The 15,098-nt window shown below is 63.6% G+C and carries 16 protein-coding genes; 8 read left to right on the top strand and 8 right to left on the bottom strand.

The features are described 5' to 3' along the window. Nucleotides 1-132 precede the first annotated feature (132 nt). Genes flgK through MRBLMU1_RS16525 form a run of 3 tightly spaced genes read left to right on the top strand, consistent with a single transcriptional unit; the run spans nt 133 to nt 3,491 of the window. Nucleotides 133-1,503, top strand: a complete 1,371-nt coding sequence (gene flgK / locus MRBLMU1_RS16535; RefSeq protein ID WP_363503272.1) for a flagellar hook-associated protein FlgK — start codon at nt 133-135, stop codon at nt 1,501-1,503. Nucleotides 1,504-1,512: 9 nt separating this feature from the next. After that, a complete protein-coding gene (gene flgL / locus MRBLMU1_RS16530) occupies nt 1,513-2,430 on the top strand; it encodes a flagellar hook-associated protein FlgL (RefSeq protein ID WP_363503270.1) in 918 nt (305 codons plus the stop codon). A gap of 23 nt (nt 2,431-2,453) precedes the next feature. Then, nucleotides 2,454-3,491 carry a hypothetical protein gene (locus MRBLMU1_RS16525; RefSeq protein WP_363503268.1) on the top strand — a complete coding sequence of 346 codons (1,038 nt, stop codon included), beginning with the start codon at nt 2,454-2,456 and terminating at the stop codon, nt 3,489-3,491. Between the two features lie 33 nt (nt 3,492-3,524). On the opposite strand, the gene MRBLMU1_RS16520 is transcribed toward MRBLMU1_RS16525, so the two are convergent. From MRBLMU1_RS16520 to MRBLMU1_RS16505, 4 genes are all read right to left on the bottom strand, one after another. Further along, nucleotides 3,525-5,750 carry a putative bifunctional diguanylate cyclase/phosphodiesterase gene (locus tag MRBLMU1_RS16520; protein WP_363503266.1) on the bottom strand — a complete coding sequence of 742 codons (2,226 nt, stop codon included), beginning with the start codon at nt 5,748-5,750 and terminating at the stop codon, nt 3,525-3,527. 137 nt (nt 5,751-5,887) lie between these two features. After that, the gene (locus MRBLMU1_RS16515; RefSeq protein WP_363503264.1) at nt 5,888-6,562 is read right to left on the bottom strand and encodes an amino acid ABC transporter permease; all 675 of its coding nucleotides are present in this window, start codon (nt 6,560-6,562) and stop codon (nt 5,888-5,890) included. 2 nt (nt 6,563-6,564) lie between these two features. Further along, entirely contained in the window at nt 6,565-7,410 is an 846-nt protein-coding gene (locus tag MRBLMU1_RS16510; RefSeq protein ID WP_363503262.1) for a transporter substrate-binding domain-containing protein, read from the bottom strand. Between the two features lie 23 nt (nt 7,411-7,433). Beyond that, entirely contained in the window at nt 7,434-7,844 is a 411-nt protein-coding gene (locus MRBLMU1_RS16505) for a hypothetical protein (protein ID WP_363503260.1), read from the bottom strand. A 54-nt stretch (nt 7,845-7,898) separates the two neighbouring features. Between MRBLMU1_RS16505 and MRBLMU1_RS16500 the strand changes: the two genes are divergently transcribed. Further along, a complete protein-coding gene (locus tag MRBLMU1_RS16500; protein WP_363503258.1) occupies nt 7,899-8,117 on the top strand; it encodes a DUF3460 family protein in 219 nt (72 codons plus the stop codon). Nucleotides 8,118-8,151: 34 nt separating this feature from the next. Here MRBLMU1_RS16500 and MRBLMU1_RS16495 read toward each other — a convergent pair whose 3' ends face one another. The 3 genes from MRBLMU1_RS16495 to MRBLMU1_RS16485 form a co-directional block, all read right to left on the bottom strand. Continuing rightward, a complete protein-coding gene (locus tag MRBLMU1_RS16495; protein ID WP_363503256.1) occupies nt 8,152-8,919 on the bottom strand; it encodes a YcbK family protein in 768 nt (255 codons plus the stop codon). Nucleotides 8,920-9,012: 93 nt separating this feature from the next. After that, nucleotides 9,013-9,492, bottom strand: coding sequence for a hypothetical protein (locus tag MRBLMU1_RS16490; protein ID WP_363503254.1), 480 nt, complete (start codon nt 9,490-9,492; stop codon nt 9,013-9,015). Between the two features lie 174 nt (nt 9,493-9,666). Further along, nucleotides 9,667-10,500 (bottom strand): EAL domain-containing protein, encoded by an 834-nt coding sequence (locus MRBLMU1_RS16485; protein ID WP_363503252.1) that lies wholly within the window; start codon nt 10,498-10,500, stop codon nt 9,667-9,669. A 63-nt stretch (nt 10,501-10,563) separates the two neighbouring features. On the opposite strand from MRBLMU1_RS16485, the gene MRBLMU1_RS16480 reads away from it, so the two are divergent. Then, the gene (locus MRBLMU1_RS16480) at nt 10,564-11,469 is read left to right on the top strand and encodes a class II glutamine amidotransferase (RefSeq protein ID WP_363503250.1); all 906 of its coding nucleotides are present in this window, start codon (nt 10,564-10,566) and stop codon (nt 11,467-11,469) included. A 106-nt stretch (nt 11,470-11,575) separates the two neighbouring features. On the opposite strand, the gene MRBLMU1_RS16475 is transcribed toward MRBLMU1_RS16480, so the two are convergent. Beyond that, nucleotides 11,576-12,046 carry a GNAT family N-acetyltransferase gene (locus tag MRBLMU1_RS16475; RefSeq protein WP_363503248.1) on the bottom strand — a complete coding sequence of 157 codons (471 nt, stop codon included), beginning with the start codon at nt 12,044-12,046 and terminating at the stop codon, nt 11,576-11,578. Between the two features lie 379 nt (nt 12,047-12,425). Between MRBLMU1_RS16475 and MRBLMU1_RS16470 the strand changes: the two genes are divergently transcribed. From MRBLMU1_RS16470 to MRBLMU1_RS16460, 3 genes are all read left to right on the top strand, one after another. Beyond that, nucleotides 12,426-13,451, top strand: coding sequence for a sulfate ABC transporter substrate-binding protein (locus MRBLMU1_RS16470; protein ID WP_363503246.1), 1,026 nt, complete (start codon nt 12,426-12,428; stop codon nt 13,449-13,451). A gap of 104 nt (nt 13,452-13,555) precedes the next feature. Continuing rightward, nucleotides 13,556-13,777, top strand: coding sequence for a TOBE domain-containing protein (locus tag MRBLMU1_RS16465; protein WP_019919846.1), 222 nt, complete (start codon nt 13,556-13,558; stop codon nt 13,775-13,777). 257 nt (nt 13,778-14,034) lie between these two features. Beyond that, nucleotides 14,035-14,907 carry a serine hydrolase gene (locus MRBLMU1_RS16460; RefSeq protein ID WP_363503244.1) on the top strand — a complete coding sequence of 291 codons (873 nt, stop codon included), beginning with the start codon at nt 14,035-14,037 and terminating at the stop codon, nt 14,905-14,907. The last annotated feature ends 191 nt before the right edge of the window (nt 14,908-15,098 follow it).

The following is a 15,098-nucleotide window of genomic DNA, read 5'->3' as shown; positions in this document are numbered from 1 at the left end:
GGAAATTTTATGCGTGCGTCGCTTAATCCTGTCCCATTAGCTGTCGCCTTGTACTGATAACGGAGCGCTCGTGCCAGCTTTAGCGCTGCAAGCGACCGCTCCTTCGGCCTTCACCAGGAAAGACCCAGCACCATGAGCATCTCTTACAACGCACTGTCCGGCGCCTTGGCCGCCCAAGCCGCCATCAACACCGCCAGCCAGAACATCGCCAACCTCCAGACCAAGGGTTACACCCGCCAGGGCGTGCTGTTGCAGTCGATCGGCTCCGACCCGGGTGTCAACAGCCCCGGCAACGGCGTGCAGGTCGGCGCGTTGTTGCGCTTTAGCGACTCCTACAAGTCGCAGCAGATGTGGCGCGCCAACTCCGACCTCGGCCAGCGCTCGCAAATCCAGCCCTACCTGACCCAGCTGGAAAAGGTGATGGCCGACAAGACCTCCAGCATCAGCTACGGGGTCGACAACTTCTTCAAGGCGCTCAACGCCGCCGCCGTCGATCCGACCTCGACCCCGCTGCGCCAGCAGGTCATCACGATGGCCGACTCGATGTCGCAGCAGATCAACAGTATTTACAACCTGACCGCCACCCAGCGCGTGTCGGTCAACCAGCAGCGCACCACGATGCTGCCGTCGATCAACGAGTCGCTGGCCGGCATCGCCGCGCTGAACAAGCAAATCATCCAGGTCGGTTCCGCCGGCACCAGCACCTCGGGCTTGATCGACCAGCGCGAACAGCTGATCGACGCCGTGTCGGCGCAGGTGTCGGTCGAAGTGCTCAACAATCCCGACGGCAGCGTCAGCGTCTCGCTCAAGACCGGCCAGCCGCTGGTGGTCACCGACCTGGCCGCCACGCTCAATTTCGAAACGCTGTCCGGGACGCAAACGCTGAACCTGACGTTCGCCGGCACCAAGTTCAAGCTCGACGACACCAAGGTCGGCGGCCAGCTGGGCGGCCTGGGCGACTTCCTGGAAAACACCCTCAAGCCGCTGCAGGTGTCGATCTCCGAGATCGCCGAGCAGCTGTCGACCAAGGTCAACGCCCAGCTCAACCTCGGCCAGACCGCCCCCGGCGTGCCCGGCAAGGACTTGTTCGTGTTCAACCCGACCAGCGCCACCGGCCTGCTGGGCATCGATCCGACCTTCAAGGCGGCCGACCTGGCGTTCTCCAGCGACGGCACCCCCGGCGACAGCGGCAATTTGCAGCTGCTGGTCGATATCAAGAGCCAGCCGATCACCTTGACCAGCCTGGGCAGCGTGCTGCTCAACGACGCCGACACCCAGGTGGTCGGCAAGCTGGCCGTCGACAGCCAGCAAAACCAGGCCTTGCTCAAGACCGCCACCACCATCCGCCAGCAGTCCGAGGATGACTGGAAGTCCACCAGCGCGGTCAACCGCGACGAGGAAGCGATCAACCTGATCGAGTACCAGAACATGTATCAGGCCAATATGAAGGTCATTTCCGTGGCGAACAACCTGTTCGACGCCACCTTGCAAATGTTTAATTAAGGAAACGTCATGCGTATCGCCTCCAGTCAATTCCAGGCCACCATGAACCGTGGCCTGCAGGAAAACCAAAGCTGGGTCTCCAAGCTGACCGAGCAGTTGGCATCGCGCAACCGCATCATGGTGCCGTCGGACGATCCGATCGGCGCGGTCCGCATCTCGCGCCTGACGCGCGAGGAAGCCATCGTCGGGCAGTACCGCGACAACATCGCTGCCGCCAAGATCCGCCTGTCGAGCAACGAGGAATATCTGAGCAGCATGACGCGCGACATCACGCAGGTCCACGACCTGCTGGTGTGGGCCTCGGACGGCAGCAACTCGCCCGCCGACCTGAAGGCGATGGTCACCTCGATGACCTCGCTGCGCGACAGCCTGCTGTACACCGCCAACCAGAAGGACCAGGAAGGCCGCTACATCTTTTCCGGCACCCTGACCGACAACCCGGCCATCACGGTCACCCTCGACCCGTCCGTGCCGGGCGGCGCCACCTATACCTATGGCGGCAACCTCGGCCAACAAAAGACCGTCATCGGCAACGGCATCACGCAAACGGTCAACGCCAACATCGCCGGCCTGGAAGACTTGCTCACCAAGATGAACGCGACCATCGGCGCGCTGTCGGACCCGCTGCTGTCGGTCGGCGACCCGGCGCTGCGCGCCACGCTGGCGGCCAATATGGATGGCGCCACCGCCTCGCTCGACATGGTCGCCGGCAAGATCGCCGAACTGGGCGGCGCCCAGAACATCATGAGCACGCTCGACGACAACCACGCCAACGTCAGCCTGTCGAACCAGACCGCCATCCTGGACCTGGGACAACTCGATTACGCCGAGGCCGCCACCGAGCTGTCGGGGTATAATTTGTCGCTGGAAGCGTCGTACAAGGCGTACTCCAAGGTGAGCACCCTGTCGCTGTTCAACGTCCTGTAACCACGTCGTCATCAAGCTAGCGTATGCAAATCTCGCCCCAACCCACCCCCACCGTCATTGTCCCCGGCGGCGCCGGCAATGCCAGCGCGGTGGACGGCACCGCGCTCGGGCTGAACGGCGAGAACGCGGCCACGGCCACCCCGGTCAACCCGACGCCGACGTCGGCGGCGCCGCTGCGCCGCGGCCTGACCAATATGGACCAGCCGCTGCAGGGCGACATCTCCGGCGCCCAGCAAGCCCTCGACTTCCTCGAACAGAGCGCGGCGCAGTTGCGCAACCTGAAGGCCGACCTCAGCGCCCGCCTGGCCAACCGCCAGCGCGCCGACGGCACGCTGGAGGCGCGCGTGCGCCAGTTCAGCAACAGCTGGCGCAACCGCTCGCAGGCGTCCGGCGGCACGCTCGACTCCCAGCTCAACTTCAGCAACCAGGCCACCAACACGCGCTTCACCGTGCGCGGCATGAACCTGACCAACCTGCGCCCGGGCGGACGCGAGGTGCTGGCCATCTCGCTGGGCGGCCAAAACCTCAGCTCGGTGGTGCTCGAGCCGGGCCTGACCGACCAGCAGATCGCCCAGCGCTTCGACACGGCGCTGGCGCCGAGCGGCGTGCGCGCCACCCTGGGCGAGGACGGCCAGCTGGAATTCACCGTATCGGAATCGCAATGGGGCAACATCCGCGACACCATCGCCGTGCAGGGCGGCGGCCAGCGCTTCCCCACCGGCCAACTGAACCGCGTCAAGGCCGAGGCGCAGGCGCCGGTGGTCGATCCGGACAACTGGCAGACGGCCGACGTCGACTCGATCCGCACCACCTTGCAGCAAGTGTTGCAGGCGCTGGCGCAGGTGGAACGCTCGATCGCCTCGGTGCAAACGGCGCTCAACCAGGCCGCCGCGCGTGTCAAGAACGCGGTGCCGGCCGGCACCACCGACGGCATGGAGCAAGTCGCGCAGCATTTCGTCACGACCGCCAAACAGCCCGGCTACCAGTCGCTGCTGTCGATCACGTCGGCCTTGGCCGGCATCAGCCGCGAGCGCGTGATTTCGCTGCTGAGCCTGCGCTGATCCCGCTTCCAGGTTCCCGTCCCAACACGAAAATCAATTCAGCCTCGGCAAGCCCTGGCGCGCCAGCGCGCTGAACGCCTCGGCCGCCATCGGCTGCGCGTAGACATAGCCCTGCGCGAAATCGCAGCCGGCCAATTCCAGCAGATTGCTCTGCGCCACCGTCTCGACGCCCTCCGCCACCACCCGCAGCCCCAGCTTGTGGGCCATCAGGATCAGCGCCTCGCACATGGCCAGGTCGCCGCTGTCGTTGGCCAGGTGCTGGATGAAGCTGTGGTCGAGCTTGAGCAGGTCGATGCCGAAATGCTTGAGGTGGGCCAGCGACGAATAGCCGGTGCCGAAGTTGTCCAGCGCCACCTGCAAGCCCATCTCGCGCAACTCGCGCAGGCGGTCGCCGACCTGGGCGGCGCCGTCGAGCAGCACGCCCTCGGTGATCTCGATGATCAGGCTGCGCGGCGGCAGGCCCAGCTCGGCCGCGTAGTTGAGCCAGCCCACATACAGCGCCGTGTCGCCGCGGAACTGCGCCGTCGACTGGTTGATGCCCACCTGGAAACCCGAACCGAGCTCGTCCTGCCACAGCCGGGCCTGCCTGGCCGCCTGGCGGAACACCCAGTCGCCGATCTCCATCATCAGTCCGCCCGATTCGGCGAACGGCAGGAACTCGGCCGGCGCCAGCAGGCCGCGCCGCGGATGGCGCCAGCGCAGCAGCGCCTCGGCGCGCTCGATCTGGCCGCTGCGCAGGTTGACGATGGGCTGGTAATGCAGCTCGAACTGCCGGCCCGACAGCGCCGAGCGCAAGTCGATGGTGACTTGCTGGCGCGCCTGCGCCGCCTTTTGCAGTTCCGGCGTGAAATAGCTGTAACGGTTGCGTCCGCCCTGCTTGGCCGCGTACATGGCCTGGTCGGCGTTGCGCAGCAAGGCCTCGGGGGAATTGGCGTCGGCCGGGAACACCGAGATGCCGATGCTGGCCGACACCGACGGATGGGCCACGCCCAGGGTGAAGGGCCGGTTCAGCCGCGCCAGGATGGTCTGCGTGATGCGCTCGATGGCGCCGATCTGCTCCAGTCCGGTGAGAATCACGGTGAACTCGTCGCCGCCCAGCCGCGCCACCGTGTCGGAGGTGCGCACGCAGGCGCCGATGCGGCGCGCCGCCTCGATCAGCAACGCGTCGCCCTGGTCGTGGCCGAGGGTGTCGTTGACCTGCTTGAAGCCGTCGAGGTCGATGAACAGCAAGCCCAGCAGCACGCCCTCGCGGCGCGCCTTCTTGACCTCCTGCTCCAGCCGGTCCTGGAACATATGGCGGTTGGGCAAGCCTGTCAAACTGTCGAAGTTGGCCTGCTGCCAGATCAGTTCGGCCGAGGCGCGGGTGGCCGTGATGTCGCTCACCAGCGCCAGCGCGCCGAGATAGCCGCCGTCGCCGTCGAAGATCGGATTGGTCGCCAGCGTCACCCACAGCTCGGCGCGGTCCTTGCGCAGGAACTTGAACTCGTGGCGCTCGGCCACGCCGCGCTGGCGCCGCGCGATGTTGCGCTCGAGGATGGCGCGGCCCTCGTCGTCCATGAACGCCACCAGCGGCTGGTCGAGCATCTCCTCGATCGTATAGCCGAGCATCTGCGCCATTTTCGGATTGACAAAGCTGGTGCGGGCGCCGGCGTCGATTTCCCAGATACCCTCCTCGGCGCAATGGACGATGCGGCGGAAGCGCTCCTCGCTGCGTTCGAGCGCGGCGGTCTTGCCCTCGGCCAGCTCGACCACCACCCGCAGCGCCTGGCCGCTGGCGTCGGCGCTGGCGCGCAGGGTGACCGGGAAGCCCTGCTGGTTGCGCGCGCGCACCATCTGCAGGTCGCACCGTTCCGGTTGCGCGCTGTTGAGGGCGTGCCGCACGAAGCGGTCGAAATCCTCGTGGAAGCGCGGCGCGACGAACTGGCGGAAGGACGCCTGCTCGGGCTTACTTCGCGACAAGCCCAGCAAATCGGCGCCGACCACGTTCATCTGCAGGATGGCGGTATCGAAGCCGAGCACGAAATAGCCGACCGGGGCCAGCAGATAGATATCGTTGAAATAGGAGGTCTCGGCGGCGGCCTTGCCGGTTTCGGCGAGGTCGGGAACGGAGGACTCGCCGATGGTGGCCATCATGGCCTCATAGGGCGCCAGGGCCGCCGCCTCGGCGACGACCGCCAGGCCCGCCAGCCCGCCGAGGCGCTCCTCGGAAATCGGCTGCCTGCGGCCCAGCGCCTCGGTACTGGACGTTTGCTTCTCCATACCCTCCCTTTGCGTAACCCCCACTCCGGGGTCAGGTCCACCATTTCTACACGGGCTCGTGCATCAATGGTGGACCGCCCCGGAGTGTGGAACTAGACTAGCATTTACGCGTGGCGATGTCGAGAAAACACGGAAAGTTAGCGATGTGCACGGTTCAAACGTTGTTCGGCGCGTCGTTGCAGCGCCTCAAACAACAGGCTGAGCGCCCAGTAGATCAGCGCGGCGGCCAGGTACAGCGGCAACGGCCGAAACGTCGTGGCGATCACCTCCTTGGTCGAGAGCATCAGTTCGGTCATGGTGATGACCGACACCAGCGAGGTATCCTTGATCAGGCTGATCAGGGTGTTGCTCATCGCCGGCACGGCGATCCTTAGCGCCTGCGGCAACACCACGTGGCGCAAGGTGGTCCAGTAACCGAGCCCGAGGCTGTAGCTGGCCGACCACTGCCCTTTGCTGACCGCGCCGATGGCGCCGCGCAGGCTTTCGGACAGGAAGGCGCCGGCGTTCAGGCTCAGCGCCAGGATGCCGGCCGTCACCGGCGTGAATTCGATGCCGACGCTGGGCAGGCCGTAATAGATGACGAACATCTGCACCAGCAGCGGCGTGCCGCGCATCAGGCTGACATACACGGTGGCCGGCCAGCGCAGCAGCCGGTACGGCAGGATGCGCAGCACCGCCACCGGGAAGCCGATCAACAACCCGCCCAGCATCGAGGCCAGCGCGAAGATCACAGTGTAACCGGCGCCGCGCAACATGACCGGCGCCGCCTCCGCCAGCAGCGCCCGCAGCTCCAGCACGCCCTGCCAATCCATGCTCAGGGCGCCTTGCTGACGTCAGTGCCGAACCATTTGATCGAAATCGCCTTCAGGCTGCCGTCGGCGGCCGCGTCGGCCAGCGCCTTGTTGAGCGCGGCCTTGAATTCGGGATTGCCCTTGTGGAAGGGAATCCCCATGCGCTCGACCGCGCCGACCTGGGCGCCGGCCTTGATCGGCAGCTTGGAGATTTTCAGCAGATAGGCCGACATCAGGCTGTCGTTGAGCGCGGCGTCGAGCCGGCCGCTGGCCAGGTCCGACATGGTGTCGGGCGCCGCCGCGTAGCTGCGCACGTCGATGCCGGGCACTGCCTTGGCCTGCTGCTCGTAAACGCTGCCCTGCCCCACGCCCAGCTTCTTGCCCTTCAGATCGGCCAGCGACGCGTAGACGGCCTTCTCGTCCTTGCGCACGATCAACTGCGGCATCGAGTAGATATACGGGGTGGAAAAGTCGAAGGCCTGCTCGCGCTTGGGATTGATGCCGACCTGCGAAATGATCACGTCGTACTTGTTGGCCGACAAGCCGGCCAGGATGCTGGCCCACTCGCTGCTGACGAATTCCACTTTCAAGCCCAGCCTGGCCGCCAGCAAGCGCGCGACATCGACGTCGTAACCGGCCAGCTGGCCCGTCTTCTGGTCCTTGTAGTTGAACGGCGGATACGTTCCCTCCAGCGCCACCTTCAGCGTGCCGCGCGCCTTGACGGTGGCCAGCAGGTCCGCCGCCGACGCCGCCGGCGCCCATCCCGCCGCCAGCCCGGCCGCCACCAGCAAGGCCGCGCCCAGGGTCCGCAGCGCCGGACGGCGCCCGGCTTTGATGGCGGAAACAATACTCAACTCAGGTGTCTGCATGGAATTCCCTATGGTGGCGGGCGCTACCAGGCGCCCATACGGCGGCGCAGGCCGAAATTGTGGCCCACGACCAGCATCGAGGTGGCGATCAGCCCGCTCAGCCCGATCATCAACTGTACCAGCTTATCGTCCGGCAGCACCCACAGCGAGCCCTGCGGCGCCTCGTCGGCGCGGGCCGCCGCCATGATCAGCGGCGCCACCCATTGCGCTTCCGGCGTAACATCCAGTATCAGCGCGCCGTCCTGCGTGGTCTGCATGTAGATCTCGCCGCCTTCGGCCAGCGTGAAGCAGACGCCGTAACCGGTTTCATTCTTGCCGATATGTTGCTGCAGGCTGAGGTTATGTTCCTCGATCCACAGTTCCACATCGACCGGGCTTTCCAGCCCCTGCCACGGCACCGGCTTGAAACGCGGCGGCTCATTCTTATCTTGCATACTCATCCCGTTGACTGGCCAAGCCGCCAGTTTACCCGATAGGAGGACTCGACGATGAAATTCAAGTACCTGTACGGCCCCGGCCGCAAGGAGTACGTGTCGGACTTTGGCCGGTTCATCAACGACTTCATGCGCGAGCATCCCGAGGTCAGGCGCGACCAGGCGCTCGGCTGGCGGATCTGGTGGGAGCGCCCGGTCGACCCGCGCGGCATCGACCGCGAGCGGCAGGCGGAACTGAAACCGACCGCCTACCACTCCTACTATTACGAGTAAAAGCGCGAGTTAGGCGCGGCCCATGGCGGGCCGGTCAGCCCTTCCAAGTGCGCTTGAGGCCGGTATCGGCGTGGATCCAGCCGCCGCGCGGGCCGGCGCGGTAGTAGAAACCGACGCCGCCCTGGCGGAAGCTCTTGACGAGGCCGCCGAGCACTTCGGCGTTCAGATTGGCGATGCGGATGTCGGCGGCGCGGCCCTCGATGTGCAGCGACTGGCGCGCGGCGGGCACGCCGGCCTCGCGCAGCTTGTTGTTCGATGCCGACGTGCGGTAGCCCGACAGGATCTCCAGCGGCGTATCGATGCCGTAACGCTGCACGAACGCCTGGGTGCCCCACAGCGTCTCGAACAGTTTGGGATCGATGCGGGCGGTTTCCTTGCCGTTGACGTCGCGCAGCAGGTGGCACAAGTCCTGGTAGGCGGACTCGATGATCTCGCCGTCGCGCCAGTACAGCAGCTTGGCGCGCTCGTTGCTGGCGGGACGGAACACCTCGATGGTGCGCGGCTTGAGCCAGAATTCCATGTCCAGCAGTTGCGCGTCGAAGATGTCCGGCGGCGGCTCGATCTCGCCCGAGCCCAGGCCCGACGGCGCCGACTGCGACGACGCCGACGGCATGCCGGCCGCCGGCCGCGCCTGCGCTATGACGGCCGGGGCCGCCACGCGCGCCGACGCCGGCCTGGCGGCCGCGCCGACGCTGGTTTTGCGCGCGGCGCTGTCCGATGCACATCCTATCAACGGCACGGACAAAAACCCCGCCGCCGTCAACCCCAAGCCCTGCTGTAAAAACTCTCTGCGCGATGCCATAGCTATTCCGTAAAACTCGATAGGGATACTATAGCGTAAGCAGGGGGAAATGAAAAACACGGCAGAGCCGCCGCGCAGCGTTGCGTCACCTGGCTAACGCAGCGCCAGGCTCACCGCCCGTTCAGGCATGACCACGCCGTTCGCCAATGTCTGCCCGGGCACGACCATGGTCACCCAGCCGCTGACCCTCTCGTCGTCCAGCAGCCTGATCTCCATTTTCAACTGCCGGTCCAGCGCCACGAAGGTGTTCGGCGCGGCCACGACGATTTTATGCCACGGGCCATCGTCGACGCGGGCATACATATGCATCCCCCTGGGCGCGATCGACAAGGTCTGGCCGTTGGACAGCGCATAACCGCGCCGGTAGTCGTCGTAGTCTTGCGGCCACATGCTGCGATAGCTCTCCGGCAGCTCGATGCGCGCCTGATCGCCGGCCTGGCTCGCCCTGTAGGGCACCGGGACCGACTGCTGTTCCGGTTGCGACGGCTCGATTTGCTGCTGAGCCTGAACCGCCGACGCCAACGTCAATACCGCCGCCCCGGCCACCGCCTTCACCACGTTCACCCGTTTCATGATGACTCCTTTACATTCAATCCGAGGCTATATTTAAGCAGCCACGCGGAAAACCGCAAATGCAAAGTCGCTATCACGCGCGCGGCGGCATCGGTATTGAATATGAGTCAGGGCCCGAGACGACACGCGACAAACGTATCGAAAAGCCCGGCCGGTATGACGATGAACAAGTATTTATGCGGCGGCGGCCACCGGCTCCGGCTGCAGCAAGGCCGCGCGCGGCTCGTCGAGCAGATAGCCTTGCGCCAGCAGCGGCACGCCGGCGGCGTCGCCCAGTTGCCGCAGCACCGCCAGCGTCTGCGTCGTCTCCACGCGCTTGAACAGCACGGCCACGTTGGCCGCGGCCGAACGCCGCAGCAAGCCGAGCAGATTTTCGGTGTCGTGCAACTCGCGCGCGTCGAGCTTGAGCACGTCCGGACGCAGACGGTCCAGCACCTGCAAGCCGTCCTGCGCGCTGGCCACATTGACGGCGAAACGGAAACCGTTGCGCCGGTAGTTGTCGGACACGTAATTCAACAACCAGCCCTGCTGCGGCGTGGCGGCCGGCAGTTGCAGCACGATGCGCGACAGCGGCAGCTCCAGCGCGTCGAGGATGCGCCGGAACGCGTGGCCGTGGTTGCTGCTGACGGCGCTGAGCAGGCGGTCGTGCACGTTCAGGTACAGATCGGCGTCGGCGTTGGGCGCCGTGTCGGCCTGGCGGAAGAAATTTATCGCATGCAGCATGCGGCACAAACGGTCCAGTTCGATGGACTCGTCGTCGCTGGCCGCGTGGTCGAGCAGCTTCCACAACGACAGGCCCAGGTCCTGCGCCGACACGCTGCGCGCCAGCCCCTCGTAGGCGTGGATGGCGCCGGTCTCGAGCTGACGGACCGGCTGGAAGGCGCTGCTCATGGTGCAATTGAAAAACCGCCCCTGCGCCTTGCCCTCGTGATCGAGCCAGATGCTGGTGGCGGCGCCGGTCGCGTCGGATAAACGCGCCAGGTATTTTTGCAGAACGGGAAATGACATGGGTTCCTCGACGGATACAGGCAATATCGACAGCGTATGCGGGCGCCGTAAAAAGCAGAACGAATGCTTTCACCTATGGATATGCCAAAACATTCCTTCCTCTGGCCCGGGCGCGCCGCTATTGTGGGACATCCTCAACCAAGCCCGGATCACCTGCCAATGTGCCAACTACTCGCTATGAACAGCAGCAAGCCCGCCGCCGTGGATTTTTCGTTCGCGGGCTTTGCCGAACGGGGCGGACGCACGGGGGAACACAAAGATGGCTGGGGCATCGCGCTGCACACCAGCGGCGGCTGCCGCCTCTACACCGACTTCCTGCCGTCGATCGATTCGCCGCTGGCGGCGCAGTTCAAGCAAAATCCGATCAAGGCGAAAAACGTCGTAGCGCATATCCGCAAGGCCACGCAGGGCCGCATTTCGCTGGAAAACAGCCACCCGTTCACGCGCGAGCTGTGGGGCCAGACCTGGTCGTTCGCCCACAATGGCGATTTGAAGCTGTTCAATCCCAATCCCAGCCTGTACGCGCCGTGGGGCGACACCGACAGCGAACGGGCGTTCTGCCACCTGCTGTCGGGCCTGGCTCTACGGTTCGAACAGGCGCCACCGCGCCACGTGCTGTACCGGACGCTGGAAACGCTGGCCGGGGAGATCGCCGACTACGGCACCTTCAACTTCATTTTGTCGAACGGCGAGCTGCTGTTCGCGCATTGCAGCACGGACTTGCATTTCGTGGTGAGGGAATATCCGTTTTCGGTGGCGAAGCTGATCGACTGCGATCTCAGCATCGATTTCAGCAAGCACAACCATCTTGACGACCGCATCGCCGTCATCGCCACGCAGCCGTTGACGTCGAACGAAGCGTGGACCAGGCTGGCGCCGGGCGAGCTCAAGCTGTTCGTGGGTGGCGAGGAAGTGGGGTCGGCGCCGGCGAGACGCGAAGAAGAATGGCAGTTGGCCGTGTGCTGCTAAGTAAAGCCCGGCCACAACAGCCAGCAGAATCGGGAAACACGTAGGGCGGATTAGCCGAAGGCGTAATCCGCCATCGACGAGCCGCCGGCGACGCACGAACGAAGGTCTACGCTGAATTGCAATTACAGAAACGCTTACGCTTGGCCGCATCGGGAACGCCGGCCTCGTCGAGCTGCTTCCAGAAGAACACCGTCTCCACACCGTACGGCGAGCGGACCTTGCCCGCATCCACATACCCGCGCCGCGCGAAAAACTCCTGTCCGGTGGCCGTGCTGTGCAGCTGCAGGGCCTTGACGCCCCAACCGCACGCCTGCTCCTCCACCCGCGCCAGCAAGGCCTTGCCGACGCCCTGCCCGCGCGCCTCCGGCAACAGATAGCACAACGCCAGCTTCCCCGCCCCGGTCAGCAACGCGACGCCGACCACGACGCCTTCGCTGACGGCGACCAGCGAAAAATTGGTGGGCGAACTGAACCAGTTGGCCACCATCTGCGGAGTTTTGTTGCCCAGCCACGCATCCAGGATCGCTGGATCGTTCTTATGGTCGAGCTCACAACACTCCGTGATAGAACGGCGCAAAACATTGCACGCCGCGTCCGCATCTGTCGAAACAGCAACACGGACCTCAAGACTCCGAATTTCAAGACTCATGTACGCTCACAAATATTCCCGATAGCAAAATGAAGCGTTCTAACGCCTTCTCAGTGCCTGATTCGACTATACACCAAGCTGCCAAAGCCGTTGCGGACGCACCAGGATTCAGTGTCGCCGCGCCGGTTTTCCCTATGACAGCCTAGTGGCTGGCCCTGCTTTTGCCCACGAATGTTTTCAAAAATCGTTATACGATTTCCAACGAAAACTTCGCGCGATCCATACGGTCTAAGCATATTACGAAAAATTCGTATCTTTTCCGGGCGAAATTTTACACCATGGGCGTCTGTTATTACGAAAGCTTATTATGACCAACAAAAATCCTGCTCGCCGCCTCGTTGTCACGTCGTTCCTGGCCGCTTCGGCGCTCTTCATGGGCCTGCCGCTGCAGGCCAGCGCCGCCGCCGAACCCGTGCTGCTGAACGCCTCCTACGACGTCGCGCGCGAACTGTTCAAGGATATCAACCCCGTATTCGTTGCCGACTGGAAGAAAACCACCGGTGAAACCGTCAGCGTCAACCAGTCGCACGGCGGCTCGTCCAAGCAGGCCCGCTCGGTCGCCGACGGCATGGAAGCGGCTGTTGTCAGCATGAACCAGGCCAATGACATCGACATGCTGGCCGATCGCGGCCTGGTGGTGCAGGACTGGGCCAAGAAGTTCCCCAACAACGCCGCGCCGTTCTACTCGACGATGGTATACCTGGTCCGCAAAGGCAATCCGAAGCAGATCAAGGACTGGGCCGACCTGGCCAAGCCTGGCGTCAAGGTTGTCATCCCGAATCCCAAGACCGCCGGCAACGGCCGCTACACCTATCTGGCGGCGTGGGGCTCGGTGGTGAAAAAAGGCGGCACCGAGGCGCAAGCGCGCGACCTGGTCACCAAGATCTTCAAAAACGTGCCGGTGCTGGACGCGGGCGGACGCGGCGCCACCACCACCTTCACCCAGCGCGACATCGGCGACGTGCTGGTGACCTTCGAAAACGAGGTGAACATGGTGCGCGCCGAGTTCGGCGACAACTTCGAGGTGGTCTACCCGTCGATCTCCATCCTGGCCGAATCGCCGGTCGCGGTGGTCGACAAGGTGGTCGACCGTCGCGGTCTGCGCAAGCAGGCCACCGGCTACCTGAACTTCCTCTACACCGAAGCGGCACAGGACATCATCGCCAAGCATTACTTCCGTCCGCGCTCGGAAAAAGCGTTCAAGAAGTACAGCGCCAACTTCCGTCAAATCAACATGTTCACGGTGGATGAGGTCTTCGGCGGCTGGAAAGCGGCCCAAAAGAAGCACTTTGACGACGGCGGCGAATTCGACAAGATCTACCAGAACAAATAAGGTTATACGGATCGATTCGTTTGCAAAGGCCGCGAATGCCCGTAATCTGGACGTGTAGTAATTAGCCGCAGTAGCTAGCTGCCAAACCAGACAAAGGATGCACGATGGCCATTTCTGAAATTAATGTACGTAACCAGTTCCGCGGCAAGATCAAGGAAATCATCTTCGGGCCGGTCGTCTCGGAAGTCGATGTGGAAACCCAGCACGGCATCGTCACCTCGGTGATCACCTCGCGCTCGATCCACGATCTGGACCTGAAAGTGGGCAGCGAAGTGATCGCCCTGGTGAAATCGACCGAGGTATCGATCGCCAAGATCAGCAGCTGAGCCGTCAAACCGCCGCAGCACCCCGCATCACCGGCCGCCGCCGCGGCCTGAAGCCGATAAAGCCCCGAGCGCTCCCCCGCCTCGGGGCTTTATTTCTGGCTGATACAAAATAATAGAATCCGTAGGTTACATACAATAGACGAGAAACCACTTTAATGTTATCGTCTATCCTTCGTATTGCCGCACAGCTAGTCTTAGTTTTGCGTCGCGCCTTCTTCAGGCGCCCGTTTCACTCCTCACTCCCAAGAATACCTAACATGCTCAAGAAAATTGTCGCTGTATTGCTGAGTACGTTCACTGCGGCCGCGCTCGCAGTGCCGCTCGGCTCACAGTCCGTGCTGGTCGTCGAAGACGACACCGGCAAGGTCCTCCTCGAAAAAAATTCCACCGTTCAAGTCCCGATCGCCTCGCTGACCAAGCTGATGACCGCGATGGTGGTGCTCGACTCCAAACCGGACATGACGGCGCCCATCAGCATCGACCAGGCCGACGTCGACATGCTGAAGCACAGCACCTCGCGGGTGCCGGTCGGCGCCGAAATCCCGCGTGGCGATGTGCTGCAGTTGGCGCTGATGTCGTCAGACAACCGCGCCGCCGCATCGCTGGCGCGCACCTATCCGGGCGGTCGCGCCGCGTTCAAGGCTGCGGTCAACGCCAAGATCCGCGCGCTGGGTTTGACCCAGACGGTGATCGAGGAGCCGACCGGTTTGTCGCCGCATAACCGCTCGACCGCGACCGATCTGGTCAAAATGGCAAAGGCCGCTTCGGCCTATCCGGAGATCGCCCGCATCACCACCGACACCAAGGACATCATCAAGATCAAGGGTCGCCAGGTGGAGTATCACAACACGAATCGCCTGGTCGGGGCCAAGGGTTGGGATGTGGGTTTGTCGAAGACCGGTTATACCGAAGAGGCTGGTCGCTGCCTGATCATGCGCTTTAAGTCTGGTGGGAAGAACAACACTTTGGTGTTATTGAATGCGAAAGCAAATTCGGCGCGGTTGATGGATGCGTTTAATATCCGCCGCTTTATTTCGGGTCCGATTGAGAAACCAAAAGTATTGAAGGCTGCGGCGAAAACCAAGAAAAAAGTTATCAAGGCTAGCAAACGCAATCGCCGGGCTATGTGATTTTTTGCCGTTGTGGCACGTTGAAAACCGGACCTTGGGTCCGGTTTTTTTTCGTCTGGTGGATTGGCGCTTCGCGGCGGCGATGTCGGCGGCGCTTGGCGGATTACGGCGTTCCGCCTAATCCGCCTTACGTGGATCCGTTGTTAGGCGTGTTTCCCATGCCGGATTTTGGTGTTTTCGTGCTAATTTTT

The sequence above is a fragment of the Burkholderia sp. LMU1-1-1.1 genome, assembly GCF_040675865.1.
In the GTDB taxonomy this organism is placed as follows: Bacteria; Pseudomonadota; Gammaproteobacteria; order Burkholderiales; family Burkholderiaceae_D; genus Rugamonas.
The sequence above is the reverse complement of the archived record's forward strand: the minus strand, read 5'-3'. Positions and strand labels throughout refer to the sequence as shown.

Coding starts and splice junctions, on each gene's coding strand:
- flgK (WP_363503272.1), top strand. CDS start 133: ATGAGCATCTCTTACAACGCACTGTCCGGCGCCTTGGCCGCCCAAGCC.
- flgL (WP_363503270.1), top strand. CDS start 1,513: ATGCGTATCGCCTCCAGTCAATTCCAGGCCACCATGAACCGTGGCCTG.
- MRBLMU1_RS16525 (WP_363503268.1), top strand. CDS start 2,454: ATGCAAATCTCGCCCCAACCCACCCCCACCGTCATTGTCCCCGGCGGC.
- MRBLMU1_RS16520 (WP_363503266.1), bottom strand. CDS start 5,750: ATGGAGAAGCAAACGTCCAGTACCGAGGCGCTGGGCCGCAGGCAGCCG.
- MRBLMU1_RS16515 (WP_363503264.1), bottom strand. CDS start 6,562: ATGGATTGGCAGGGCGTGCTGGAGCTGCGGGCGCTGCTGGCGGAGGCG.
- MRBLMU1_RS16510 (WP_363503262.1), bottom strand. CDS start 7,410: ATGCAGACACCTGAGTTGAGTATTGTTTCCGCCATCAAAGCCGGGCGC.
- MRBLMU1_RS16505 (WP_363503260.1), bottom strand. CDS start 7,844: ATGCAAGATAAGAATGAGCCGCCGCGTTTCAAGCCGGTGCCGTGGCAG.
- MRBLMU1_RS16500 (WP_363503258.1), top strand. CDS start 7,899: ATGAAATTCAAGTACCTGTACGGCCCCGGCCGCAAGGAGTACGTGTCG.
- MRBLMU1_RS16495 (WP_363503256.1), bottom strand. CDS start 8,919: ATGGCATCGCGCAGAGAGTTTTTACAGCAGGGCTTGGGGTTGACGGCG.
- MRBLMU1_RS16490 (WP_363503254.1), bottom strand. CDS start 9,492: ATGAAACGGGTGAACGTGGTGAAGGCGGTGGCCGGGGCGGCGGTATTG.
- MRBLMU1_RS16485 (WP_363503252.1), bottom strand. CDS start 10,500: ATGTCATTTCCCGTTCTGCAAAAATACCTGGCGCGTTTATCCGACGCG.
- MRBLMU1_RS16480 (WP_363503250.1), top strand. CDS start 10,564: ATGCTTTCACCTATGGATATGCCAAAACATTCCTTCCTCTGGCCCGGG.
- MRBLMU1_RS16470 (WP_363503246.1), top strand. CDS start 12,426: ATGACCAACAAAAATCCTGCTCGCCGCCTCGTTGTCACGTCGTTCCTG.
- MRBLMU1_RS16465 (WP_019919846.1), top strand. CDS start 13,556: ATGGCCATTTCTGAAATTAATGTACGTAACCAGTTCCGCGGCAAGATC.
- MRBLMU1_RS16460 (WP_363503244.1), top strand. CDS start 14,035: ATGCTCAAGAAAATTGTCGCTGTATTGCTGAGTACGTTCACTGCGGCC.